The following is a 24,699-nucleotide window of genomic DNA, read 5'->3' as shown; positions in this document are numbered from 1 at the left end:
ACCGTGATGACAAATACACACAATAACAAGCTGATGGGCGCTATTGCCCTGGCTTTGGGCGTAGGTCTTGCTGGATGCAGCAGCGGCCCGCTTACAGAAACCAACACCTCGCTTTACTCGGTTAATCAACCGGTTGTTGAGCGCGACAACTTCACTCTTGATGTGGACACAAGCCGCACTGGCCTGTCGATCAATGAGCAGCAGCGCGTGAACGGTTGGTTTGAAACTATGGACCTGCGCTATGGTGATCGTATCACTATCGAAGATCCATCGTCCAACCCTGCGGTTTCTGATGCAGTGAACCAACTGGCAGGTCGATATGGTCTAATTGTCGAAGGCATCGCCCCGACAACTCCGGGCCTTTTAGGAGCAGGTCAGGCACGTGTGATCATCACCCGTTCCACCGCTTCAGTGCCTGGGTGCCCAAACTGGGAGGGCCGCTATGACGGCAACTTCAAGAACGAAACAAGCAAGAACTATGGCTGCGCTATTAACAGCAATCTAGCAGCGATGGTCGCCAATCCTGAAGACCTTCTCGAAGGGCAATCGGGGACGGGTGAAACCGTTATCGCAACCGGCACGAAGGCGATCGAAACATTCCGCGAGGCTGCACCAACGGGCGCAGCCGGCCTTCAAGAAGCTCAATCCCAAGGGGGTAACTGATCAATGAACGCTCCATGGAAATCCGGTCTCCCCGGCAATCGCGATCCCTTTGCGGCATACATTTGCGACGATGCAGCGCTCGATGTGCTTCGCCCTGTCGTGATCGAAATGGGCTGGCAGCCTGAGAAATGCAACAAGGGCGGACTGCGCAATGCAGTCCAGTCACTGTCGGTCAGTGCAAGCCCGGCCATTTTGGTGGTCGATCTGTCTGAAAGCGGCGATCCGCTCAACGATATTAATGCTTTGGCTGAAGTTTGTGAGCCGGGAACGGTTGTGATCGCAATCGGTCAGGTCAACGACGTGCGCTTGTACCGTGATCTGATCTCAAGCGGCATCCACGACTATCTGCTTAAGCCATTGAATGCCCAAGCCGTACACGATGCATTGAATGGTGCCTTGGCTGTCTTCACTTCGCCAAAAGCTGGCGATTCTGAAGGTGTTAAGCGTCACATCTCAACTGCTGTCGTTGGAACGCGCGGCGGTGTGGGGGCATCGACGCTGGCCACTTCGCTTTCATGGTTATTCAGCGATCAACATGGTGCGCCAACCGCACTGTTCGATCTCGACGTACACTTTGGAACGGGCGCTCTTGCGCTTGATCTCGAGCCTGGCCGCGGTCTCACCGATGCGATTGATAACCCCAGCCGGATCGACGGCCTGTTTATCGAACGCGCCATGATCCGCGCCAACGACAATTTGTCGATCCTCTCAGCCGAGGCTCCCATCAGCCAACCACTGATGACCGATGGCTCTGCTTTTGTGCAGCTCGAAGAGGAATTCCGCCAAGCATTTGAAATGACGGTAATTGATCTGCCACGTAACATGCTGATCAACTTTCCACATTTGCTGTCTGATGTGAATCTTGTCGTGCTGACATGCGAGCTTACACTTGCTTCTGCACGCGATACCATCCGGGTTCTGTCGTGGCTCAAGACTAATGCCGCGCACGCCCATCCGATGGTCGTCGTCAACAAGTTCCAGCCCGGTGTCGCTGAAATCAGCAAGACCGATTTTGAAGCTTCAATCGAGCGTAAGATCGACTTCGTAGTTCCTTATGATGTGAAAGCCGCATCCAATGCTGCCAAGCTCGGTCAGGTCTTCACCGAAGCGAACAAAAACTCAAAAGCGACTGCATCAATCAAACAGATCGCAGAGCGCATCATGGGTGCAAGCGAAGATGATCTGGCCGCGATTACGGAAGAGAAGAAATCTCTCCTGGGCGGATTTGATCTGAAATCGCTGTTGGCGAAGAAAGACAAGAGCAAGGCTGCTGATACAGAGCCTGCAGAATAAGCGACTTCCGTACAGTCACAGCGTTGAAGTTTTGCGCTTCGCGCTGGTCTGTCCGGGGGCATGATTAGCATTTCGCGCGGCCCAATGCGGGCGCTCATTTACGGGTATTAGGCGCAAACAAGGCAACGAAAACAGGCAGGAAAAAACCAAGATGGACATACTGCAAACCCTGCTGATCACTGTGGTGATCTTTCTGGTGATCGTTGGCGGCTACTTGCTTTTGTCAGGTCCCAATATTGGCAAATCGCAAAAACGGCGCGTTGATGCGCTGCGCTATCGACATTCTGACAGCACCGATTCCAAAGTTGAATCGCAATTTAAGAAAGCCATCGCGGCGCGCAGACCCAAATCACACCGTGTGGCTGGGTCCGGATCACGCATAGAAGCCCTGGAAATGCGGTTAGACCGCACTGGCAAGGGATGGACCTTGTCCCAGTATATCTATGCATCGCTTGGCCTTACATTGACGGTTGCGGTCTTGATATTCCTCCAAAGCGGCGCACCTTTATTGGCGCTGGGCATAGGGGCCGTTATCGGCTGCGGATTACCGCATTTTGTCGTGGGTTTCTTCATCAAGAAGCGCACAAACAACTTTGTTGCAAAATTCCCAGATGGTATCGAATTGCTCGTTCGGGGCCTGCGCTCTGGCCTTCCCGTTGCTGAAACGCTTCAGGTTGTGGCCGAGGAAGTCCCGGGGCCCGTTGGCATCGAATTCAAGGGCGTCGTTGAGCGCATCAAGATCGGTAAGACGATGGAAGACTCGCTTCAGGAAGCGGGCGACAGGCTTGGCATTCCTGAGTTCAACTTCTTCACCATCACTCTTGCGATCCAACGCGAGACCGGTGGTAACTTGGCGGAAACGCTTTCGAACCTTGCCGATGTGCTGCGCAAGCGTTCGCAAATGAAGCTTAAGATTAAGGCGATGAGTTCTGAATCGAAAGCTTCTGCCTACATCGTGGGTTCATTGCCCTTCATCGTGTTTGGTCTGATCTATTGGATCAACCCCGATTACCTTGGCCAGTTCTTCATCGATGATCGCCTGATCATTGCCGGGCTCGGCGGGCTCATCTGGATGAGCATCGGTGCATTTATCATGGCCAAAATGGTCAGCTTTGAGATTTGATCAGGGAGTTATAAGACAATGCTTGATCAACCAGCCGGACCAACGCTTCTTGGCTTTGACGTTATCCTTGTGGGGAGCATCCTTGCAGGATTGGCAGCCTTTGCCGTCATGATGGCAATCTATGCCGCCATTACGATCAAAGATCCGATGGCTAAGCGCGTTAAATCGCTCGAAGAACGCCGCGACGAACTGAAAGCCGGTATCGTGACCGGCGGCTCACGCAAGCGTGCAAGCCTCGTTCGTCGGACTGACACCACCGACAAGGTGAAAGACAGTCTGGGCAAGATGAACGTGCTTGAGCAGAGCCAGATTGAGGCTGTGCAGCAAAAACTTGCGCACGCAGGTATCCGCAACAAGGAACTGGCGGTGATCGTCATTGGCCTTCGCGCAATACTGCCTATCATTTTCGGCGCCATCGGCTTCGTGCTTTTCTATTGGCTCGACTATTTCGCTTGGGGCGATGGCTCCATGAAGAAAGTGATGGCTTTTGGCGCCCTCGTTTTCCTCGGCTACAAAGGTCCTGAGATTTATCTGTCGAACCTCGCAAACAAGCGTACGGCCGAAATCCAAAAAGGTCTGCCAGACGCGCTTGATCTGCTCGTGATTTGCGCAGAAGCGGGTCTCACCGTGGACGCTGCATTCAACCGGGTGGCGAAAGAACTGGGCCGTGCTTATCCGGAATTGGGCGATGAATTTGCTCTTACCGCGATTGAACTGTCCTTCCTGAATGAGCGTAAGCTTGCCTTCGACAACCTTGCCTATCGGGTCGATCTCGAAGCGGTCAAAGGCGTGGTGACCACCATGGTTCAAACCGAACGTTATGGTACGCCGCTTGCCTCTGCTCTGCGTGTGCTCTCTGCCGAATTCCGGAACGAGCGTATGATGCGGGCTGAAGAAAAAGCAGCGCGTTTGCCAGCGATTATGACGGTTCCGCTGATTATGTTCATTCTGCCGGTTCTGTTCATCGTGATCCTTGGCCCGGCGGCCTGTTCGATCAGCGATGCGTTGATCACGCCGCAACAAGAAGGCGGCGGTTAAAGCCAGAGCCTTCAACCCAAATCAAGAGAGCCGGCGGTCCCATCAGGGCGCCGGCTCTTTTCTTATCTATCGCCCGGATAGATCCGTCAGCGACCCGGCCTTTGCTCGTAATTTTGCAAGCATCGCGCGCAAAGACGCCACTTCGGTTTCATCAAACCCATCGAACAGCTCGCTCTCTGTCGCGCGGGCGGTCGGCATCACTTCGCTGTGAATTGCCTCCCCCTCGCCTGTCAGAGCAAGCAGATGTGAGCGGCCATCGCTCTCATTGGCAACCCTGGCGACAAGGCCGCGTTCTTCAAGCACTTTACAAGCCCGGTTCACAGCAACCTTATCCATAACAGTCGCCTTAGTGAGATCGCGCTGCGTAAGCTGCCCTCCGTGGCTGCCCCTGTCGCCCAAGATCGCCATCACTCGCCACTCCGTAACCTTTAGGCCGAACCGCGAACGGTACCGCTCTGAAATCAGATCGCTCACCGCATTAGAGGTGATCGAGAGCTGATAAGGCAGGAAGTCAGCGAGCTGAAAGTCTGTGCTTTGGGTCATGCGAACCGGTTTCTCAGGAAACTAAACGGTGCGCAAGGCGTACAATCAAACCAGCTATTCATAGGGACGCTCATCCCACCATGGATAGAAATCCGGCATGTCCTCGCTTACCTTGCCCGGATATTGTGGTTTTCGTTTCTCAAGGAAGCTTGCGATGCCTTCTTTCGCATCTTTTCCGCGTGACAGACGATAGATTGCACGGCTGTCGATCTTGTGCGCTTCCATCGGGTGATCTAAGTTCATCAAGCGCCACATCATAGCCCGCGTCATCGACACAGATACAGCAGATGTGTTGTCCGCAATCTCGCGCGCAATTGCCCGTGCTTCGAGCAAGAGGTCATCAGGCGCATGGATAGAGCGCACCAGCCCGCCTGATTTGGCTTCTTCTGCGCCAAAGACACGGCCAGAATAACACCACTCAAGCGCCTGACTGATCCCGACAAGGCGCGGCAAGAACCAGCTTGATGCCGCCTCAGGTACGATCCCGCGCCGGGCAAATACGAAACCATAACGGGCATGGGATGCTGCCAGCCTTATATCCATCGCAAGTTGCATGGTCGCCCCGATACCCACAGCCACGCCATTGCAGGCGCTGATCAAAGGTTTCGTACTTTCAAACAAACGCAAGGTGACCAAACCGCCGCCATCACGCACACGCTTGTCAGAAAGGTTTTCAACCTCTGCGCCATCGGAGAATATCTGCCCTCCCCCTTCAGGTGTAAGGTCAGCGCCTGCACAAAACGCCTTCTCGCCTGCGCCTGTAAAGATGACCGCTCTCACGTCGTCATCGGCATCAATGTCATCCATTGCCGCGATGATTTCCGCGCCCATTGTTCGGGTAAAGGCGTTCATTTTTTCCGGACGGTTCAATGTTATTGTCGCGATGCCATCGGTCTTGTCGACCAGAATTTGAGTGTAGTCAGTCATCAATTGTCTCTCCTGTTTGACACACTTGGCACACTGTCCAAGGAGAGAAAAGTTTGTCTTCCAAATCACTGCGCAAACTGACGCGGCGAACAGAAGGATGAGACAAGATCATGGCGCTCTTTTACGCGGCGCCTTCTGTTGTAGGACAGCGAATTTCATCAGGGCCCAGATCGCCGTTTTTGTTCGCTAGGGTTGCCAAGCTGCCGACCGTTTCTAATAGAGTTCGAACCAATCTTTGGGAGGTTTCAACGTGCCAATTCCTATCGCCCGCAAACCCAGTGGTTTCTTCCATGGTTCACGCAGCGCGGCCATCCAAGTTGACGCCTTCCTTGACATCCAATGCCCGCATTCCAAACGAGCTTGGCCCTCACTGATCGCAATCAAAGACCACTACGTTTCTGGCGAAATTGGCCTTGCGGTGCATTTGATCACGCTAAGCAATCACCGCCAGTCATGGGACATCAGCAAAGGAATCTTTGCCTTGGCGAGAGATGATGACGAGGCATTTTTCGAGTTTGGCAGTTACCTCTTTGCCCGTCAGGATGAGTTCTATAACAGTGAATTTCGCGACAAAACTCATCAGGATTTGATCGAACAAATCGCTCAATATGCTTATGATTTTTCGGGCTTTGATAAAGCGCGAATGCTTGGTCTGATTGACACAAATGAGATCTATACCGACGCTCGCACCCCGATCAGATTTGCTTCGACGAAAGGTGTATGGGCGACGCCCACATTCTTCCTGAACTCCTCTGATTTGGTTGGTCAACTCTCAGAAGACCCAACACTAGAGGAATGGCGTGCGATCATCGATCCACTGCTTTAATTGCTTCGGGCTTAAGGTGCCAAGAACCCTCACTGTAACCAATTTTCATAATACGCTGAATCCTCAAAAAACAGCACAGCTAAGGAACCCACATGGCTAGCAATGCCCTTAACACCGATCAGCAAAACGCAATTTCTGAGTTTCGGAGAGTTGTCGTTGCGCCATCAATGGAAAAATTGGTGATTCTGGACTTCTTCGCCGAATGGTGCGGCCCCTGCAAACAGCTAACGCCCGTTCTCAAAAAAGTGGCAGCTGAATATGCAGAGCGGGGCGTGGATTTGGTGATGGTGGATGTTGATAAACAACAATTCATCGCTCAGCAGTATCAAGTCCGTTCGATGCCGACTGTCTATGCGATCGTAAACGGCAAACCCATCGCCAATATGACGAATGCACGTACACCGTCACAAGTGACAGCTCTTCTGGAGCAATTGCTAGAACAGAACGCCATTGCACCGTCCGCTGGCGGCGTAACCGTCCTAGACTAATCTCATATTGAAAAGGCCCCGCACCGTGACGTCACGGGCGGGGCCTTTCCTATGTCAGTTTGTGTGGGGGCTTAAGAGCCGCCTGCTGCCCCATCATCGTTTGGCGCTTTTGCATCATTATCACTGCCGCCTGTGAGGCCAAGCGCATCAAGCATATATTTCACATCGGGTTTGCGCCCGGCGAAGTTCTGATACATTTCGAAGTAATCCATCGTTCCACCGCGGCTCAAAACGGTGTCGCGGTAGTGCTGGCCCGCTTCCCGAGAAAGCCCGCCATTCTCGCGGAACCAGCTGCGGCTGTCATGGTCCAGCATCTGGGTCCACAGATAGCTATAGTAGCCAGCTGAATAGCCCGCAGGTGATGAGAAGATGTGGTTGAAATAAGTGCTGCGATACCGCGGCGGAACGAGATCAATCTCAAGACCCAATTCTTTAAGCGAAGACCGTTCGAAAGCGTCCACTTTTTCTGGCGTATCAAGCGCGGCGGCTTCTTCCTTGGTGAGCGCGGCCCACTTCATATCGAGGAGTGCAGATGTTACCACTTCACCAAAGTCATAGCCTTGGTTGAATTTGGAAGCGGCTTCGATCTTCTCAACCATCGCGGTTGGAATGGTCTCTCCCGTTTCATAGTGCTTCGCGTAATTCTGGAGGACTTCAGGCCAGACCATCCACATTTCGTGGACCTGGCTTGGATACTCCACAAAGTCACGCGCAGTCGCGGTGCCTGAAAGGGTCTCATACTTCTGATCGGCGAAGAAGCCGTGCAGCGCGTGGCCAAATTCGTGGAAGGTTGTGTTCACCCAGTCAAAGCTGACGAGCTGCGGCTCGCCTTCGGGCGCTTTGGGGATGTTGAGCACATTGTAAATGACCGGCTTTGTGTTCCACATATAGCTTTGGTCGACAAAATTGCTCATCCATGCGCCGCCGCGTTTTGATGGGCGCTGGAATGGATCGAAATAAAACAGGCCAAGCTCGCTGCCATCGGCCTCGAACACGGTGTAAACCCACACATCCTCGTGATAAACTGGAAGATCAGTGCGGCGTTTAAAGGTCAGACCGTAGAGCTTCTCAGCCATGTAGAAGACGCCGTCTTCGAGCACCTTATCAAGGACGAAATATTCCATGACCGCATCTTCATCGAGGTCGAACTGTTCGGCTTTGATCTGGTTGGCATAGCGATACCAATCCCAAGGCTTCACTTCATAATCACCGCCATCAGCCGCAATTGCATTGTTAAGAAGAGCGGCCTCGCGGCGCTGTGTCGCGGCCAATGCTGGAACCATTTGCTCCATAAATGAAAGAGCTGTGCTGGGCTTTTCAGCCATGCGGTCCCACATGGTGTAGGTCGCCCAATCAGGCTTGCCAAAGATACCCGCTTTTTCTGCACGCAGCTCAGCAATGCGAGCGATCAGCAGGCGAGTGTCGATATCGGTATTTCCGTCGGCCCGCTTAAAGCTTGCTTCAAACAGCTTTTGGCGGCTGCTGCGATTTTCCATCGCCGGGATCAACGGCTGCTGCGTCGTGTTTTGCAGCGCGATGGCATATTTGCCTTCGTGGCCAAGGCTTGTCGCAAAATCGGCCGCTGAACGAATGTCACCTTCTGAAAGGCCAGCAAGGTCATCCGCGCTATCAAAGAGCACCGGCTGATCTGCCATCGCGCCGCGGGCTGATTGACCGAATTCGGTGGTCAGCTTGGAAAGCTGCGAGTTGATCGCTTTGACCTGCTCAACTTGAGCTTCGGTGAGAAGGGCGCCTGCTTGAACCATGCCGTCATAGGTGCCTTCGAGAAGCTTTGTGTCTTCACGGTCAAGGCCGAGCGACGCGCGATTGTCATAAATCGCTTTGACGCGGGCGAAGAGTTCAGGGTTCAGCGTGATGCTATCGCCGTGCGCAGTCAACTTGGGGCTGATTTCTGTGTTGATCGCATCAAGACGGTCAGTGGTGTTTGTACCGGTGAGCTGGAAGAAGACGCGCGCGACACGGCCCAGCATGCGGCCCGATTTTTCAAGCGCGACAATAGTATTGTCGAAGGTTGGTTCGGCAGAATTGTCGATGATCGCCTGAACTTCGGCAGCTTGGATCGCCATGCCCTGTTCGAACGCTGGCTCGTAATCGTCTTCACTGATTTTGGTGAAGTCAGGCGCCATAAATGGCAGCGTGCTGTCCGATGCGAAATAACCTGTCCCCTCAGGGATTGCGGCGGCTGGCGCAGAATGCGGGATCGGTTTCGCGTCGGCGACAGTGGCGTTGAAGGGAGCGTCCTCACCCGTCGTTGCACAGGCGGCAAGAGCAAAGGTGGATGCAGATAGGGCGAAAGAAGCGAGTTTGCGCGTCATATGTGGGCGACCTCTCATTGAATTGAACTGTAAACACGCGTGACAAAGCTGCGCGTATTTTTGTGTCTGCAAGACTGTTAGAATGTTGCTTTGTGCAAAGCAACTTGAATGGCTAATGAGCGCTTATTTGCCCATCACCGCGCGACTGCGTTCCTTCATATCAGGCCTGTGCCCTTCGACTCTCGAGGAGGAACATGTAGAGCCTACGAAAAAGAGAACCCCCAGCACTTTGAAACGCCGAGGGTTCTCTTGTTCTATGGTGAGGTGAACTTTAACGCGGTGCCATGCGGATCGCACCGTCAAGACGCACATCTTCGCCGTTAAAGTAAGCGGTTTCGATCATGGTCATTGCAAGCTTGGCGTACTCTCCAGGATAACCCAAACGCTTTGGGAACGGGACCGAAGCAGCCAGAGCGTCTTTCACCTTCTGTGGCGCTGCATTCATCAACGGGGTTTCGAAGATGCCCGGAAGGATCGTGTTCACACGGATGCCTTCACTCATAAGGTCACGAGCAATCGGCAATGTCATGCCAACAACGCCGCCTTTGGATGCAGAGTATGCAGCTTGGCCCATCTGACCGTCTTCTGCTGCCACAGATGCGGTGTTTACGATCGCGCCGCGATTGCCGTCTTCAGAAATCGGATCAAGCGTCAGCATGCCCGCAGCTGATTTTGCGATACAGCGGAAGGTGCCGACAAGGTTCACTTGGATCACGAAATCGAATGCTGAAAGCAGGAAGTGCTTTGTTTCGCCAGTAAGACCGCCATTTTCGTCGCGTACGCGGCTGGCAGTTTTCATCGCATTGCCGATCCCGGCGCAGTTCACAAGGATACGCTCTTGCCCATGGGCCGCACGCGCCTTTGCAAAACCTGCATCCACCTCTTCTTCGCTGGTCACGTTGACCTTACAAAAGATGCCGCCGACTTCAGCAGCCATCGCTTCGCCTTTTTCTTCGTTCATGTCGAAGATTGCGACTTTTGCGCCTTTGGCTGCGAGCGCACGAACAGTCGCTGCGCCAAGGCCGGATGCACCGCCGGTAACAACGGCAGGGGTGTTAGCTGAAACTTCCATTAGATTTCCTCTCTGGGATTTCGATATTGGGGATCAAATTTGTAAAAGCGTGATTAGAGATTTTCGATGATGGTCACGTTGGCAACTCCGCCGCCTTCACACATCGTTTGAAGACCGTATTTCTTACCGTGTCGTTTAAGTCCGTGAACAAGCGTCGCCATCAGTTTGGTACCTGATGCGCCAAGCGGATGACCCAATGCGATGGCGCCGCCATGTACGTTGAGCTTCTCTGGATCCGCGCCCGTGTGCTTAAGCCACGCCATAGGAACAGGCGCAAAAGCCTCGTTCACTTCATATAGGTCGATGTCGCCGATCTTGAGGCCCGCGCGCTCAAGTGCTCTGTCAGTCGCAAACAGAGGTTCTTCAAGCATGATGACAGGATCGCCTGCTGTGACAGTCAGATTGTGAATACGCGCCATCGGCGTGAGGTTGTGAGCCTTCAGCGCTTCCTCGGAAACCACCAGTACAGCCGATGATCCATCACAAATCTGGCTTGCGCTTGCCGCAGTCACCATGCCGCGTGGATCGATCAACTTAACCCCGGAAATCCCTTCGAGCGTTGCATCAAAGCGGATGCCTTCATCCACAGTGTGCATCTCATTGCCCTCCGGAGTCTCAATCTCGACAGGAACGATCTCATTTTCGAACACACCCGCTTCAGTCGCCGCCTTTGCTTTGACGTGGCTGTTCAAAGAGAATGCGTCGAGTTCATCCTTTGTCATGCCATGCTTCTTGGCGATCATCTCAGCGCCCATGAACTGGCTAAATTGCACCTTGGGGTATTTTTCCTCGATACCTGGCGACTTATAATGGCCAAGCCCTTCCTTCATATGAAAGGTCGCGTTTGAACCCATGGGTACACGGGACATGCTCTCAACGCCGCTTGCAATCACGACGTCTTGCGTACCGCTCATGACTGCTTGCGCTGCGAACTGAATGGCTTGTTGCGAAGAACCGCATTGGCGATCGATCGAAACAGCTGGCGTTGATTGTGGCAGAAGCTTGGATGCAAGAACGCCCATCCGGCCGATCTGCATAGCCTGTTCGCCTGCTTGAGTAACGCATCCGGTAACAACATCTTCGACTGCGCGAGGATCGATGCCGCTGCGACCAACGACCGCATCAAGCGATTGAGCGAGCAGATCGGCAGGGTGAACTCCTGCGAGGCGACCTCCACGACGGCCTCCAGCGGTGCGGACGGCATCAACGATATATGCAGTTGTCATGGCGGCAGTGTTCCTTCCCGTTTACGTAAACGTTGCGTTTTGCCACTCGTCTATTGCAGCGAGGCTTTGCGGAATCAAGCTGGCTGTACACTATCAAATGTTCAGCTTTTGAGATGGTGGTCGCCAAATCGCCTTCTGGTTCTGTTTGGCGACTCAACCAAATCATGGCGCCTCGTGACTGGTTTGAATCGAGCAGTGAGGGCAGCAAACACGCCTTATACATAGGATAACGTGCGCTAAACTAGACCAGCCAGCCTCGAATCGCCCCGGCCTCGTGTCCGATGGGCTCTGGGCCAGCACGCTCCTTTTCCCAATCGCGCATGAATGGGCTTTGCACTCGGCTAACCCATCCAATCATTAAGGGATGCGCCTCAAGATTTGAGCACTATCCCCTATAGAGCACGGCATTCGACGACTGACCGAAGATGAGCGTCCTTGCCTTAGTCCCTGATCTTTAATCAATTTTACAAGTGTTGCGGTCTGCGCACAGCCTCAAATACGACTTAGCGCCGGTCTTATCGAGCACCGACCTCGGCAGCTCCAACGGGCCAGAGGCCAAGGACAGAGCGATTCATTCAAGCGCGCGCATCAATGTTGCAATAATGATACATGAATAATTCAAACTCGCGAAACAACGCCAATTCGATTGCGGTGTAAACCAACCTTGAGGCATTTGACGCTCAGCAAAGTCGCGTGATCCACGCGCGGTGCTTTGTGAACCTAGGACTGATTGCCGGCGTAATGTCGGCAACTAAGGGAATTAGACACCATGAAGAAAACCTTTACTCTGAAAGCGAGCGCTGCGCCGTTGGCTTTGGGTCTTGCACTGGCCGCTTCGCCGGCTTTTGCGCAAGACGCCGAAACAAGCACAGATGATGGGGCGGAGCAAGGCGAGGCTATCATTGTCACCGGTTCGCGTATTGCGTCGGCAACAGTTACGTCTGCGGCTCCGCTGCAGGTTGTTGACAGCCAAGCGATCGCTGACTCAGGCATTACCAACATTCAAGAGCTTCTGCTTGAGAATCCAGCGTTTGGTACGCCTGCACTTAGCCGTACAAACTCGGCCTTCCTGACATCAGGTACCGGCGTTGCGACTGTCGACCTTCGCGACCTTGGCTCAGACCGGACTCTCGTTCTGATCAACGGCCGCCGCGTAGTTGCGGGTCTCCCAGGATCGTCAACCGTCGACCTTAACATGATCCCAACTCAATTCGTTGAGCGTGTCGACGTTCTGACTGGCGGCGCATCAGCGCTTTATGGTTCAGACGCTGTCGCTGGTGTTGTTAACTTTGTATATCGTCAAGATTTCGAAGGTATCGAAGCAAACGCACAATATGGCATCACTGAAGAAGGTGATGACAATCGCTATCAGGCCAACGTTACAGCTGGCGTGAACAGCGGCGACGGTCGCGGCAACATCTTGGTTCACTTCGGTTACTCAAATGAAGAAGGTCTGCTTTCACGTGAGCGTGAAAACACCTTCACCGATGACTTCGATCTGTTCCGTCTCACCGGCGATCCAGCAGACTTCGGTACATCATCCGCACCGTTCTTCTCATCTGGTCCGCCACAGGGTCGTTTTGACGTAAATGGTTCTGCGACTTCAGCAGACGACTTCACGTTTGACCCTGCAACCGGTGTGCTTCGTCCTTGCTTCTCTGCAAACGGCGGAACATGTAACGCGCCAGGTACTGCATTTGATGGTCAAGCGATTGGTCCTGATGGCTTCAACCGTCAGTTCTTCCGGACCTTGGCTGTTCCTGTTGAGCGTTATCTCTTCTCAACGGCTGGCCGTTATGAGTTTGTTGATGGCGTAGACTTCTTCTTCGAAGGTACGTACTCGAAGACTAGCTCTTCACGTGAAATCGAGCCATTCTTCCTGTCATCTGGCGATATCTTCCAGTCCGATGGTCGTGTTCCTATTGAAGATGCGAACGGCAACATTAACCCGCTGGTTCCAGCTGACATCGTTGCTGCATCGCAAGACAACAATGGTGATGGGCTGCGCGACTTCAGCTTCATCCGCCGTATTGTTGAGTTCGGTCCACGCGAAGGCAGCACCGATCGCGATACTTTCCGTTTCGTAGTTGGCTTCAATGGTTCACTGTTCGATGATCAGTTCACCTGGGATCTTAGCTATAACTACGGCACGACCACGGAGAACCAACGTTCCTCTGGTCAGATCAACACTGTCAACGCCCGTCTTGCTCTTAACGCAATCACGGACACGATGGATCTTGATGGAGACGGCAGCACAACAGATGCAATCTGTGCAGATGCGGATGCTCGTGCTGACGGCTGTGTGCCTTTCAACGTCTTTGGCGTTGGCTCAATCACACCTGAGCAACTGGCATATTTGAACGCTGAAGGTAGCTTCCAAACGGACATCACTCAGCAAGTCGTACAGGGTAACATTTCGGGTTCACTGTTTGATTTGCCTGCTGGTCCAGTTGGAATCGCAGGTGGCTTTGAATACCGCAGGGAAACCAGTGAAGAAGATCTGGATGCACTGACCAATGCTGGTCTGAATGCCGGTAACGCAATTGGTGACACTGAAGGTCAATTCGACGTAATCGAAGGTTATGTCGAAGTTCGTGTTCCAATTCTTGCCGACACTCCGTTCTTTGAACTGCTTGAAGTTGGTGGTTCGGTCCGTGTCGCAGATTACTCAACCGTTGGAACTGTAACAAGCTACAGCGGTACGGGTACATGGCAGCCGGTCGAAGACATCCGGTTCCGTGGAACTTACTCTCGCTCGGTACGTGCGCCAAACGTCGGCGAACTGTTCAGCGCTCAGTCGCAGACCTTCCCGTCTGGCCTGACTGATCCTTGCACAGGCATCGGTGCAACTGGCGGCGGCGCGACTGGTGACAACTGTCGTGCTGATGCAGGTGTAGCAGCCAACATCGCAGCGAACGGTATCTTCACACTGACTCAACCTGACATTCAGGGCATCAGTGGCTTCAACGGTGGTAACCCCAACCTGTTTGAAGAAACTGCTGACACCTTCACGGTTGGTGCAGTTATCACTCCGCGTTCAATCAATGCGCTGCGTAACCTGACGATTACAGCTGACTACTATGACATTGAGATCACCGACGTGATCGCTTCGTCACCTCGTCAGTTTACGTTGGACCAGTGTTTTGGTGAAGGTAACCAAGCATTCTGTGATCTGGTAATTCGTCGCCAAGTTGGCGATGGCCAGAACAGTGCAGGTTCCATTGAATTCATCAACGCTTTCTCAAGCAATGGTGCTGTTCTTGAAACCCGCGGCCTGGATATTACTGCATCCTACCGTACAGGACTTGACGGTCTGGGCATGGAAGACGCTACACTTAGTGCGCGTGTTTCATACAACCATATCTTCCAGTATGATTTCCAACCTTCCACTACAGCACCTGCTGATCCAGCGGACGGTGAAATCGGTACGTCAGATAACCGCTTCACAGCGAACGTAGCATTCGACAAGGGTCCTCTGCGCTGGTCATGGACTGGTACATATATCGGTTCTGCATCAGAAGATGATCAGTTCTGTGCTGCCTTCGACTTGGATCCAGGTTGCTTTACTCAGGGTGCTGAGTTCTACCTCGACACTCAAATCAACTGGTCAATCAACGATACGTTTGATGTCTACCTTGGTGCTGACAATGTCTTTGACAACGACGCTCCAAACCTGCTTTCGGGCACGACATTTAACGTCACCGGTACTGACACAGCTGCGGATGTTTATGACATCTTCGGTCGTCGTTACTACGCAGGTGTTCGTCTGAGCTTCTAATCACTCAGATAAATCACAAAAAAGAAGGGAGGCCGTTATCACGGCCTCCCTTTTTTGTTTCAGTTATGAATTTCGCGACTTCAATTCTAAGGTACGAGCTTCAAGGTTAGGCTGAACTCATCAACGATGTCGCTGGCCAGCGTGAGTTATTTGTGGCGCCGAACCCTTATATTCCCTTGCCCTTGCAGACGCGCCTTAAAGCTACCGAGTGAGGCGCGCTTGATTGTGATGCGATCGCCTTCAGATGGCTCATACAAACGACTTGCGTCGGTTTGTCGCCAAACTGACCCATCATCCAAACGAAACTCCCATTTGGTCGCTGAATAGCGCCGGGCGCTCATCACTTTTGCCTCGATTTCATCGAGCTGTGCATCCGAAGAGCTATCCTTGTCACCGCCGCCAAACAGGCCGATCCGCGGCAAAGTGAAGCCAAACAAACCGCGACGAGCCTCCTCAACCTGCTCTTTATCGGCGATCACCAATTCGCCGCTTTCCTCAGCGCGTGAGAACGCGTCAACCTGTTGATCATAGCAACGCACTCGCTCCTCGATCGAAACGACAGCCCGGCAGGCGAGCAGATCTGAATAGATTTCTGGTCGAGCAGCGTCCTCGCCTTCACTCGGGCCTTCGCTCTGCATGGACAGTGCAGCGCCGGCAGATACGAGCAGCGTCGAAGCAACTCCTACCTTAAGAATAGTCTTTTTTTGGGATGTCATTGTCGGACCCTTTTGTTGGTGAGGATTGGGATATCTAAACGGTACGAATATATTCGCACGGCCAAGCTTTGCAATCCGGCCAAATGTTGTTTCCGATTTTGCGAGAGAAAATCGGAGACAATCAATATTCTCAAGATGTTATATCGATTGGGTCCCGTGATTTGACCTCCTAAATATCCATTTTCAGCTCGCCATCGCCTTCATCGACCTTGACCGTGGTGCCATCAGGCACCTTGCCTTCGATAAGCATCTCAGCAAGTGGATCCTGTAGATACCGCTGCACAGCACGCTTCAACGGCCGTGCCCCATAGACGGGGTCATAACCCACCCGGCCAAGCCATCTGAGCGCCGCTTCGGTTAGGTCGAGCGTGATTTTGCGGTCATTAAGCAGCTTCTGCACGCGGCGCACCTGTATGCTGACAATCGGTGCCATGTGTTCCATCGCAAGGCGGTGGAAGAGGATAATCTCATCGAGACGATTGATGAATTCGGGCCGGAAATGCCCGCGCACCACGTCCATCACCTTCTCTTCAACATCCGCGACCTTACCTTCGTCGGGCAGGTTAGCGAGGTGTTGGGAGCCCAAGTTTGAGGTCAGGATGATGAGCGTATTCGAAAAGTCGACCTTGCGCCCTTGCCCATCGGTCAAGTGCCCATCGTCAAGCACTTGCAACAGCACGTTAAAGACATCGGTGTGTGCTTTCTCGACCTCATCGAACAGCACCACTTGATAGGGACGCCTCCGTACCGCTTCGGTTAGTACCCCGCCCTCGTCATAACCAACATAGCCCGGAGGTGCTCCGATAAGCCGCGCGACTGAGTGTTTCTCCATAAATTCCGACATATCAATGCGCACAAGCGCTTGATTATCGTCAAACAGGAATTCAGCGAGCGCCTTCGTCAATTCGGTCTTACCAACCCCAGTCGGGCCAAGGAAAAGGAACGAGCCAAGTGGCCGCCCTGGGTCTTGCAATCCGGCGCGTGCACGGCGCACTGCCTTTGAGACCGCCTCGATGGCCTGCACCTGACCGATCACGCGCTTGCCGATAATGTTCTCCATCTCCAGCAGCTTCTCGCGCTCACCCTCCATCATTTTGTCGATGGGTATGCCGGTCCAACGGCTGACAACGCTTGCAATGTCCTCCTCAGTCACTTCTTCGCGAAGAAGTGCGTTTTCGGTAAGGTCTTCCGCCTCGGCGAGCTTTTTCTCAAGCGAAGGGATGGTGCCATAAGAAAGCTCCCCTGCCTTAGCGAGGTCGCCTGAACGTTCAGCCTGCTCAAGTTCAAGGCGCGCGGCATCGAGCTCTTCTTTCACTCGGCCCTCTGCTTCGATCTTATCTCGCTCATTCTGCCAACGGGTGGTCAGTTCCGATGATTCCTGCTCCAGCTCGGCAAGGTCTTTAAGCAGGATCTCAAGTCTTTCGGCTGACGCTTTGTCGTCCTCTTTTGCCAGAGCGGACTCTTCGATCTTCAGTTGGATGATCCGCCGGTCAAGCGTTTCGATCTCTTCTGGCTTGGACTCCACCTCCATGCGGATGCGCGAAGCGGCTTCATCCATAAGGTCGATGGCTTTATCCGGCAGGAAACGGTTTTGGATGTAACGGTCAGAGAGCTTTGCCGAGGCGACAATCGCGCTGTCCGTGATGCGCACACCATGGTGGAGTTCGTATTTGTCCTTAATCCCGCGCAGGATGCTGACCGTATCTTCGACCGAGGGTTCTTCGATATAGACGGGTTGGAACCGGCGTTGGAGCGCAGGGTCCTTTTCGACATACTTCTGATACTCATCGAGCGTGGTTGCGCCGATACAGTGCAACTCCCCTCTCGACAGCGCCGGCTTCAAAAGGTTCGATGCATCCATCGAACCTTCCGAGGCCCCTGCCCCGATGAGCGTATGCATCTCGTCGATGAAGAGGATGATATTGCCATCGGCATGGCGCACTTCATCAAGGATCGACTTGAGACGCTCCTCAAACTCGCCGCGATACTTGGCGCCTGCAATAAGCGCCCCCATATCAAGGCTCATCAATGTGCGGCCCTTAAGGCTGTCTGGCACATCGCCATTGGCAATACGCAGTGCGAGCCCTTCCGCAATCGCGGTCTTGCCGGTCCCCGGCTCACCGATGATAGCGGGGTTGTTCTTCGTCCGGCGCGCCAGAATCTGGATAGTGCGGCGGATTTCCTCATCGCGCCCGATAACCGGGTCGAGCTTACCATCACGCGCAGCTTTCGTCAGGTCGCGGGCGAACTTTTCCATCGCGTCATATGTGCTTTCGGCATTGGCACTGTCCGCTTTCTTTCCGCCGCGAAGGTCCTCGATTGCGGTGTTAAGAGCCTGCGCAGTGACGCCAGAGGCCTTCAACGCTTTGGCTGTCACTTCTGGCTGCGTGGCAAGCGCAGTAAGAACCCGCTCCACCGTCACAAAACTATCGCTGGCTTTCTCTGCAAGCCCTTCTGAGGCGTCGAGTACGCGGACAAGGTCGTTATCCATACCCGGTGTCGATTGTGCGCCGCCGCCGGTCACAACCGGAATTTTTGAAAGGCCAATATCAACTGCGCTAACAGCTTGCTTTGCATCTCCGCCCGCACGCTGGATCAATCCCGCTGCCATTCCCTCCTCATCTTCGAGGAGCGCCTTTAACAGGTGCAAAGGTGTAATCCGCTGATGGTTCATGCGGATCGCAACCGTTTGCGCGGACTGAAGGAAGCCCTTGGCGCGGTCAGTGAATTTCTCAAGATTCATGGTATTTGGTCCCCTTGGGTCCCTTATGAAGTCAATAGGTGTGTTACTCAAGTAAGTGGGTCTGCAAAAAGACATTGCAAGCCCCTTACCTAGCCACAGGCTAAGCACTGCTTGACCTACCTCCTATTGGCCGCGATTGTCTCGCGTGGACGTCAAATGGGAGAGAACGGCATGAAGTGGATCAAGGGTGGCGCGCTGGGATTGGTGGGCCTGCTTCTGACAGCATTTGTCGTTCTGGCCTCGTGGGAACCGTTCATGGCACGCGAAAGCGTCGGCCCCGAATATCGCGAGTATTCCGCCGAGATCGTTCGCAGCGAATACGGTGTACCGATGATCTACGGTGAAACAGATGCTGATGTCGCATTCGGCGTTGCGATTGCGCATGCAGAGGATGATTTCTTCACCCTGCAAGATGTGATTGCTATGTCCAAAGGCCGGTATGGCGCAATTGCTGGCGAAAACGGAGCGCAGGTCGATTTCCTGTTTCACCTACTCGATGCCGGAGGCATTGCAGAGCGGGAATATCCCACTCTCCCTGCTGAAACGCGCGCGCTCTACGACGCATATGCCGCTGGTCTGAACCAATATGCACGCGACAATCCTGACGAGCTAAAGCTTGCGAACCTCTTCCCTGTTCGCGGTAACGATGTTGCCGCTGGCTTTGTTTTGCGCCAACCGCTTTTCTTTGGATTGGGTAATGTTGTCGGCCAGCTCGTGTCAGGTGAACCGCTGCGCCGTGAATTTGGACCCGACATCCCAGGCTTCCCTCGCAAACTTCAAATAGAGCCAGAAAGCGAAAGCGTCGTGCACAATGCAGACCCTAGTCGTCCGATGGTTTTGCCATTTGCAGAAGAGGCCGATCACCTGGGTTCAAATGCTTGGGCGGTGGCTCCAGCAAAAACTGGCGGGCCGACGACGCTAATTTCTAATTCCCATCAACCGCTGCGCGGCGGTGTCGCATGGTATGAATTGGGTGTGCAATCGGGCGAAGGCTGGCACATGACCGGTCCCAATTTCCCCGGAGTGCCCTTTCCGGTCATGGGTCACAATGAAAGCCTTGGTTGGACCTACACCGTGAACCGTCCAGACCTGATCGACGTTTATGAGTTGGAGGTCAAAGATGGCCGCTACCGTGTCGACGGCGAATGGCGGGATCTGGAGATTGAGACTGTAACCCTGCCGGTCAAACTTGGCCCCATCACACTGCCCATCCGGCAGACCATCTATCGCAGCGAACATGGGCCTGTGATCCAAAACGACAATGGATGGTTCGCGATCCGTTTTAGCCTGATGGAAAGCGTTGCTCAGATGGATGCATTCTATCGCCTTGGTAAGGCGGAGACGATGGAGCAATGGCTCGACATTTATCGCCGGATGGACATCTCAAACTTCAACGTTATTTACGCCGACCGGGAAGGCAACGTGGGATATATTTATAACGCCGCTTTCCCCAACAGACCTTCGCTCGAAGAGACACCAGCCAATTGGCGCGGCATCCTTGATGGAACGCGCTCTGACCTGATTTGGGAAGGAACCGTGGGTTTTGATGATATTCCAAAGGTCATCAATCCCCAGAGCGGCTGGGTATATAATTCAAACAACGAACCCTTCACCGCCGCTGGCGAAGGCAGCGATTTGTCGCCAGAGGACTTCTCACCAATTCTGGGTGTGGAACGCAAACAGACCAATCGTTCTTGGCGGGCCTACAAACTGCTGAGCGCAGCTGAAATCCTCGACCGGGAAACGCTTGAAGCGATCAAATATGATACCGCTTACGAACGGCGTGGATATCTGGCCTACATGTATGAGCAACTGGAAGCTCTCGAAGCAGAAGGTGCGCTCGGCGAAGCGCGCGACTTGCTTCTGTCATGGGATTTCACCGCTGACAATGAAGGGGCTGCTGATGCGCTCGCGCTGCTGATGATCCGGGATTTCATGTCTGCTGAATACCAGAATCGGGGTTCGTACCCTGACATTGAAGAGCATCTCCAAAGCGCGGTAGATCACTTGATGGAACATTTCGGCCGGATTGATCCGCCGATGAGCGAGTTGTTGCGGCTACGACAAGGAAAAATCGACTTACCGCTCGACGGCGGCTCAGACACTTTGCGCGCCTCAACCACTTGGAGAGTGGAAGATGATGGACGACTCAGCCTGGTCCACGGTGACAGTTTCATCCAATGGGTCGAATGGCCCGCAGATGGAGGCCGTGTAACATCGCGGTCGATCCAACCTTTTGGCGCAGCAACCACTCGGCCGAATTCAAAGCATTTCACCGATCAAATGCAGCTTTATGTCGATCACAAATTGAAGCCTGTACACTTTTTTGAAGAGGCCGTACGAGCCAATGCAGAAAGCTCAAAGGTAGTCACCAATGCGAAATAGACCAGCGACTTAGCTGGCAGTATTTCGCCTTGATTCAGGCGGCTTCCTTCATAGCTTTGCGACGAGCATTGAGAGCATGAAGGGACTGAAAATATGAAATTTCGTCAAGCCGCAGCAAGTCTTGCTGCGCTAAGCGCTGCGATTGCAGTGCCGTTCACACCGGCTCTTGCTGATCATCATACCGAGGCGACCACACCGGCAAACGACCTGCAAGAATTGGTTGCACAAGTTCAGGTCCCTTATGAAAAGTTTGAGCTTGAAAACGGCCTAACCGTGATCGTTCACGAAGACCGCAAAGCGCCCATCGTTGGCGTTGCCGTGTGGTATAATGTCGGTTCAAAGGATGAACCTAAAGGCCTCACCGGTTTTGCTCACCTCTTCGAACACTTGATGTTCAATGGCTCGGAAAACGCGCCAAACGACTATTTCCAATATCTACAGGAAATGGGCGCGACCGACTACAACGGTACAACCAATTTCGACCGCACCAACTACTTCCAAACGGTCCCTCGCCCGGCGCTTGAGCGCGCCTTGTGGCTTGAAAGCGACCGGATGGGTTATCTGCTTGGCGCGGTCACCCAAGGCAAGCTGGACAACCAAATCGGCGTTGTTCAAAACGAAAAGCGCCAAGGCGACAACCGTCCAGGCGGACTGGTGTTCTACGAAATTCTTGAGACCATCTTCCCTGATGGGCATCCATACCAGCACTCCGTCATCGGCTCTATGGCTGACATTGAAGCGGCAACACTTGACGATGTGAAGGATTGGTTCCGCGATAAATACGGTCCGAACAACGCGACGATCGTACTTGCTGGCGATGTGTCAGCCGAAGAAGCACGCCCATTGGTCGAAAAGTGGTTTGGTCCGATTGCACGCGGCGCCGTGAATACGCCGGCCGCCGCCGCGGTCCCAACTCTCGAACAACCAGTTCGCAAGGTTATGCGTGACCAAGTCGCAGCCACCAATATCAGCATGTATTGGCCCGCTCCTGGCATCACATCAGAAGACTTGGCTGCTCTCAACATGGGCACACAAATTCTGGGCGGACTTCTTTCAAGCCGTCTCGAACAGATCCTTGTGCGTGACGAACAGCTTGCCGTTGGCGTTTCTGCTGGCAATTTTGACTTCCAACGCGTCGGCATAATCAACGTTAGCGCCACTCTTAAGGACGGAGTGGACCCACGCGTCCTCGAAGCGCGCCTTAAGCAACTTGTCGATTGGTATGTCGAAACCGGCCCGACGGCCGAAGAAGTTGAGCGTGCGGCGACCAGCAACCTTGCTGGCACTATTCGCGGTCTTGAGCAGGTTGGCGGCTTTGGCGGCAAGGCTGTTGCTCTTGCCCGGGGCGAAGTCCTTGCAGGCGATCCAAGTTTTGCAGTGAACCAATTGGAAGTGCTTGCTTCGATCACTCCTGAGACGATTAAATCGGCAATGCAGGAATGGATGACCAAGCCTGCCTTCACTCTGGTACTTGAACCAGGTGAACGTGATGCGACTTATCAGGAAGCAACCAGCGTGACTGACGGCGGCGAAGCCGCAGAGCGCGACCGTGAAGGCGACCGGGACGCGATCGCTGTCTCGCTCGAACGACCAGCGCCGGAAATTGCATCGGTTCCCTCGCTTGATTTCCCTGATTTTGAACGCGTGACCCTCGAAAATGGGATGCAGGTGACTTACGCTCAGCGTGATGCCGTTCCAGCGACCTATGTGACGATGTCGTTCAATGCAGGCAAGGCATCGGACAGCGCGGACAAACGCGGTGTTGAAAACCTTGCACTGAGCCTTTTCGATGAAGGCACAGCAACATTGAACAGTCAGCAGATCGCAGAAGAGCGTGAGAAGCTGGGTGTTTCTATCGGCACTGGCGGCGGAGATGACCGTTCAAGCTTCACACTTTCCGCGCTTTCTTCCAACCTTGCACCATCGCTCGCATTGTTTGGCGACATCATTCGCAACCCTGCGTTCAATGATGACGATTTGGCCCGCGTAAAGGCACAAACCATAACCGGTATTCGCCAGCAAATGCGGTCGCCGCAAGGTATTGCGCGCCGCGCAATCGGCGTAGAACTGTTTGGAACAGATAGCCCGTATGGCGGTGTGGAAACGCTCGAAAGCGTTGAAAGCATCACGCGAGATGACCTCGTAGCCTTCAAGGAAGCATGGATCCGCCCAGACAATGGCGGAGTCTTTGTAATCTCAAGCCTACCGCTCGACACCGTTGTTGCTCAATTGAACGAAGCGTTTGGTGATTGGGAAAATCCGGCATCGGCCAAGGGGGAGAAAGACTTCTCGACCATGCCGAAAGAAGCAGAAGGCGGGCGCATTGTTCTCATCAACCGTCCAAACTCGCCGCAAAGTTTCATTTCCGGCGGCCAAATCACACCGCTTGATGCAAGTGACCCAGCCTATGTCGACTTTGAAAACGCCAACAACTCGCTTGGCGGCAACTTCCTCGCTCGTCTCAATATGAACCTGCGTGAGACCAAAGGCTGGAGTTATGGTGTGCGCGGCGGGCCACAAGCGCGTGAAAACGCCGTGGTCTATGCCATCGGCGGCGGCGTTCAAGCGGACCGTACCGGCGATTCCATCGCAGAGATGATCCGTGAGACCAGCGAATTCCTAACCGTCAACGGTGTGACCGAGGAAGAGTTGACCCGCAATGTTGCCAATTCGGTTGGCCTTCTACCCGGCCGGTTTGAAACCTCGCGTTCAGTGCTTGGCGCAATGCAGAGCCTTGCCCTCTATGGTCGTCCAGACAGCTATTACGAAGAGTTGGTCGGCAAATATAAGGCGCAGACAACCGATAGCCTCGATGCCGCTGCCCGCACAGCTCTGGATGTAGACGACTTCCTCTGGGTTGTTGTTGGCGACGCAGAAAAGGTTTCGCCGCAGTTGGAACAGTTGGGTCTGCCGGTTGAAGTGCGCGAATTGGAAAGCGCAGATCAATAAGGCGGCTAATCGCCGTTTCGCTTCCTTCGACGCTACGGCACAGATGGGACGGTGCGGATTAAGGATAGCGGGCGTGTCCATCACGGATTCGCCCGCTTCTTTTTTCGGACCAGTTGACGCTGCGTTAGGTATTGAATGCCCCTGCGTGACGTGTACAACTTGGGCGCAAGCCAATGAGCGCCGAAGGTGATTTGGCTCTTCACTAGACAACAGGCACCCCTTTGAAAGGGTCGCCAACAAGGAGACTAAACGATGTCTGTAGCAGGTACTTTCAACACAACCGTAAAAAGCCCAATGGGTGACCAATCCGGCACTCTGACCATTGAAGACAATGGCGACGGCACATTCAAAGGCAACATGGCCGGCGGCATGGGTTCGATGGACATCGATACCGGCACAGTTGAAGGCAACACCCTTAAATGGTCAATGAACATGACCGTTCCAATGCCAATGACGCTTGAGTGCGAAGCGACCGTTGACGGCGATGCAATCACCGGCAACGTGAACGCTGGTGCATTCGGCGCAATGCCGCTTTCAGGCACCCGCGCTTAAGCGCCGCGCCTCTAAGGCAAAAGAAAAGGGCCGCCCCGGCA

Annotated in this window: 17 protein-coding genes; 10 read left to right on the top strand and 7 right to left on the bottom strand. The window is 53.8% G+C overall.

Annotated elements, in window-relative coordinates; genetic code table 11:
• Positions 1-6 precede the first annotated feature (6 nt).
• The 4 genes from ABJ205_RS03815 to ABJ205_RS03800 all read left to right on the top strand — a co-directional run bounded on the left by ABJ205_RS03815 (position 7) and on the right by ABJ205_RS03800 (position 4,117).
• Complete coding sequence (locus ABJ205_RS03815; RefSeq protein WP_348160729.1) at positions 7-663, top strand: CpaD family pilus assembly protein; 657 nt, start codon at positions 7-9, stop codon at positions 661-663.
• A 3-nt stretch (positions 664-666) separates the two neighbouring features.
• Positions 667-1,956 carry a pilus assembly protein CpaE gene (locus ABJ205_RS03810; RefSeq protein ID WP_348311606.1) on the top strand — a complete coding sequence of 430 codons (1,290 nt, stop codon included), beginning with the start codon at positions 667-669 and terminating at the stop codon, positions 1,954-1,956.
• Positions 1,957-2,107: 151 nt separating this feature from the next.
• A complete protein-coding gene (locus ABJ205_RS03805; protein ID WP_348160225.1) occupies positions 2,108-3,079 on the top strand; it encodes a type II secretion system F family protein in 972 nt (323 codons plus the stop codon).
• Between the two features lie 18 nt (positions 3,080-3,097).
• Entirely contained in the window at positions 3,098-4,117 is a 1,020-nt protein-coding gene (locus tag ABJ205_RS03800) for a type II secretion system F family protein (RefSeq protein WP_348160227.1), read from the top strand.
• 66 nt (positions 4,118-4,183) lie between these two features.
• Here ABJ205_RS03800 and ABJ205_RS03795 read toward each other — a convergent pair whose 3' ends face one another.
• Both ABJ205_RS03795 and ABJ205_RS03790 read right to left on the bottom strand, forming a co-directional pair.
• Complete coding sequence (locus ABJ205_RS03795) at positions 4,184-4,660, bottom strand: MarR family winged helix-turn-helix transcriptional regulator (protein WP_348160228.1); 477 nt, start codon at positions 4,658-4,660, stop codon at positions 4,184-4,186.
• Positions 4,661-4,714: 54 nt separating this feature from the next.
• Positions 4,715-5,587, bottom strand: a complete 873-nt coding sequence (locus tag ABJ205_RS03790) for a crotonase/enoyl-CoA hydratase family protein (protein ID WP_348160230.1) — start codon at positions 5,585-5,587, stop codon at positions 4,715-4,717.
• A gap of 250 nt (positions 5,588-5,837) precedes the next feature.
• On the opposite strand from ABJ205_RS03790, the gene ABJ205_RS03785 reads away from it, so the two are divergent.
• A complete protein-coding gene (locus tag ABJ205_RS03785; RefSeq protein ID WP_348160232.1) occupies positions 5,838-6,413 on the top strand; it encodes a thioredoxin domain-containing protein in 576 nt (191 codons plus the stop codon).
• A gap of 92 nt (positions 6,414-6,505) precedes the next feature.
• Positions 6,506-6,901: a thioredoxin domain-containing protein gene (locus tag ABJ205_RS03780; protein WP_348160234.1), complete on the top strand. Its 396-nt coding sequence runs from the start codon at positions 6,506-6,508 to the stop codon at positions 6,899-6,901.
• Positions 6,902-6,972: 71 nt separating this feature from the next.
• Here the strand turns inward: ABJ205_RS03780 and ABJ205_RS03775 are convergent, their stop codons facing one another.
• The 3 genes from ABJ205_RS03775 to ABJ205_RS03765 all read right to left on the bottom strand — a co-directional run bounded on the left by ABJ205_RS03775 (position 6,973) and on the right by ABJ205_RS03765 (position 11,535).
• Positions 6,973-9,237 (bottom strand): M3 family metallopeptidase, encoded by a 2,265-nt coding sequence (locus ABJ205_RS03775; protein ID WP_348160235.1) that lies wholly within the window; start codon positions 9,235-9,237, stop codon positions 6,973-6,975.
• A gap of 271 nt (positions 9,238-9,508) precedes the next feature.
• Positions 9,509-10,309, bottom strand: coding sequence for an SDR family NAD(P)-dependent oxidoreductase (locus ABJ205_RS03770; protein ID WP_348160237.1), 801 nt, complete (start codon positions 10,307-10,309; stop codon positions 9,509-9,511).
• Positions 10,310-10,362: 53 nt separating this feature from the next.
• Positions 10,363-11,535 carry an acetyl-CoA C-acetyltransferase gene (locus ABJ205_RS03765; RefSeq protein WP_348160238.1) on the bottom strand — a complete coding sequence of 391 codons (1,173 nt, stop codon included), beginning with the start codon at positions 11,533-11,535 and terminating at the stop codon, positions 10,363-10,365.
• Positions 11,536-12,304: 769 nt separating this feature from the next.
• On the opposite strand from ABJ205_RS03765, the gene ABJ205_RS03760 reads away from it, so the two are divergent.
• Entirely contained in the window at positions 12,305-15,313 is a 3,009-nt protein-coding gene (locus ABJ205_RS03760; protein WP_348160240.1) for a TonB-dependent receptor, read from the top strand.
• 146 nt (positions 15,314-15,459) lie between these two features.
• On the opposite strand, the gene ABJ205_RS03755 is transcribed toward ABJ205_RS03760, so the two are convergent.
• Both ABJ205_RS03755 and clpB read right to left on the bottom strand, forming a co-directional pair.
• Positions 15,460-16,029, bottom strand: coding sequence for a hypothetical protein (locus ABJ205_RS03755; RefSeq protein ID WP_348160241.1), 570 nt, complete (start codon positions 16,027-16,029; stop codon positions 15,460-15,462).
• Positions 16,030-16,198: 169 nt separating this feature from the next.
• Positions 16,199-18,772, bottom strand: coding sequence for an ATP-dependent chaperone ClpB (clpB, locus tag ABJ205_RS03750; protein ID WP_348160243.1), 2,574 nt, complete (start codon positions 18,770-18,772; stop codon positions 16,199-16,201).
• Between the two features lie 171 nt (positions 18,773-18,943).
• Between clpB and ABJ205_RS03745 the strand changes: the two genes are divergently transcribed.
• The 3 genes from ABJ205_RS03745 (at position 18,944) to ABJ205_RS03735 (ending at position 24,658) form a co-directional block, all read left to right on the top strand.
• Entirely contained in the window at positions 18,944-21,157 is a 2,214-nt protein-coding gene (locus ABJ205_RS03745; RefSeq protein ID WP_348160245.1) for an acylase, read from the top strand.
• Between the two features lie 93 nt (positions 21,158-21,250).
• Positions 21,251-24,106 (top strand): pitrilysin family protein, encoded by a 2,856-nt coding sequence (locus ABJ205_RS03740; RefSeq protein ID WP_348160247.1) that lies wholly within the window; start codon positions 21,251-21,253, stop codon positions 24,104-24,106.
• Positions 24,107-24,358: 252 nt separating this feature from the next.
• Positions 24,359-24,658 carry a hypothetical protein gene (locus ABJ205_RS03735; RefSeq protein WP_348160249.1) on the top strand — a complete coding sequence of 100 codons (300 nt, stop codon included), beginning with the start codon at positions 24,359-24,361 and terminating at the stop codon, positions 24,656-24,658.
• Positions 24,659-24,699: the final 41 nt, after the last annotated feature.

It is taken from the genome of Erythrobacter sp. (assembly GCF_039988855.1).
GTDB lineage: Bacteria > Pseudomonadota > Alphaproteobacteria > Sphingomonadales > Sphingomonadaceae > Erythrobacter.
Note: the sequence above shows the minus strand (reverse complement) of the source record. Positions and strands in the feature narration are given on the sequence as shown.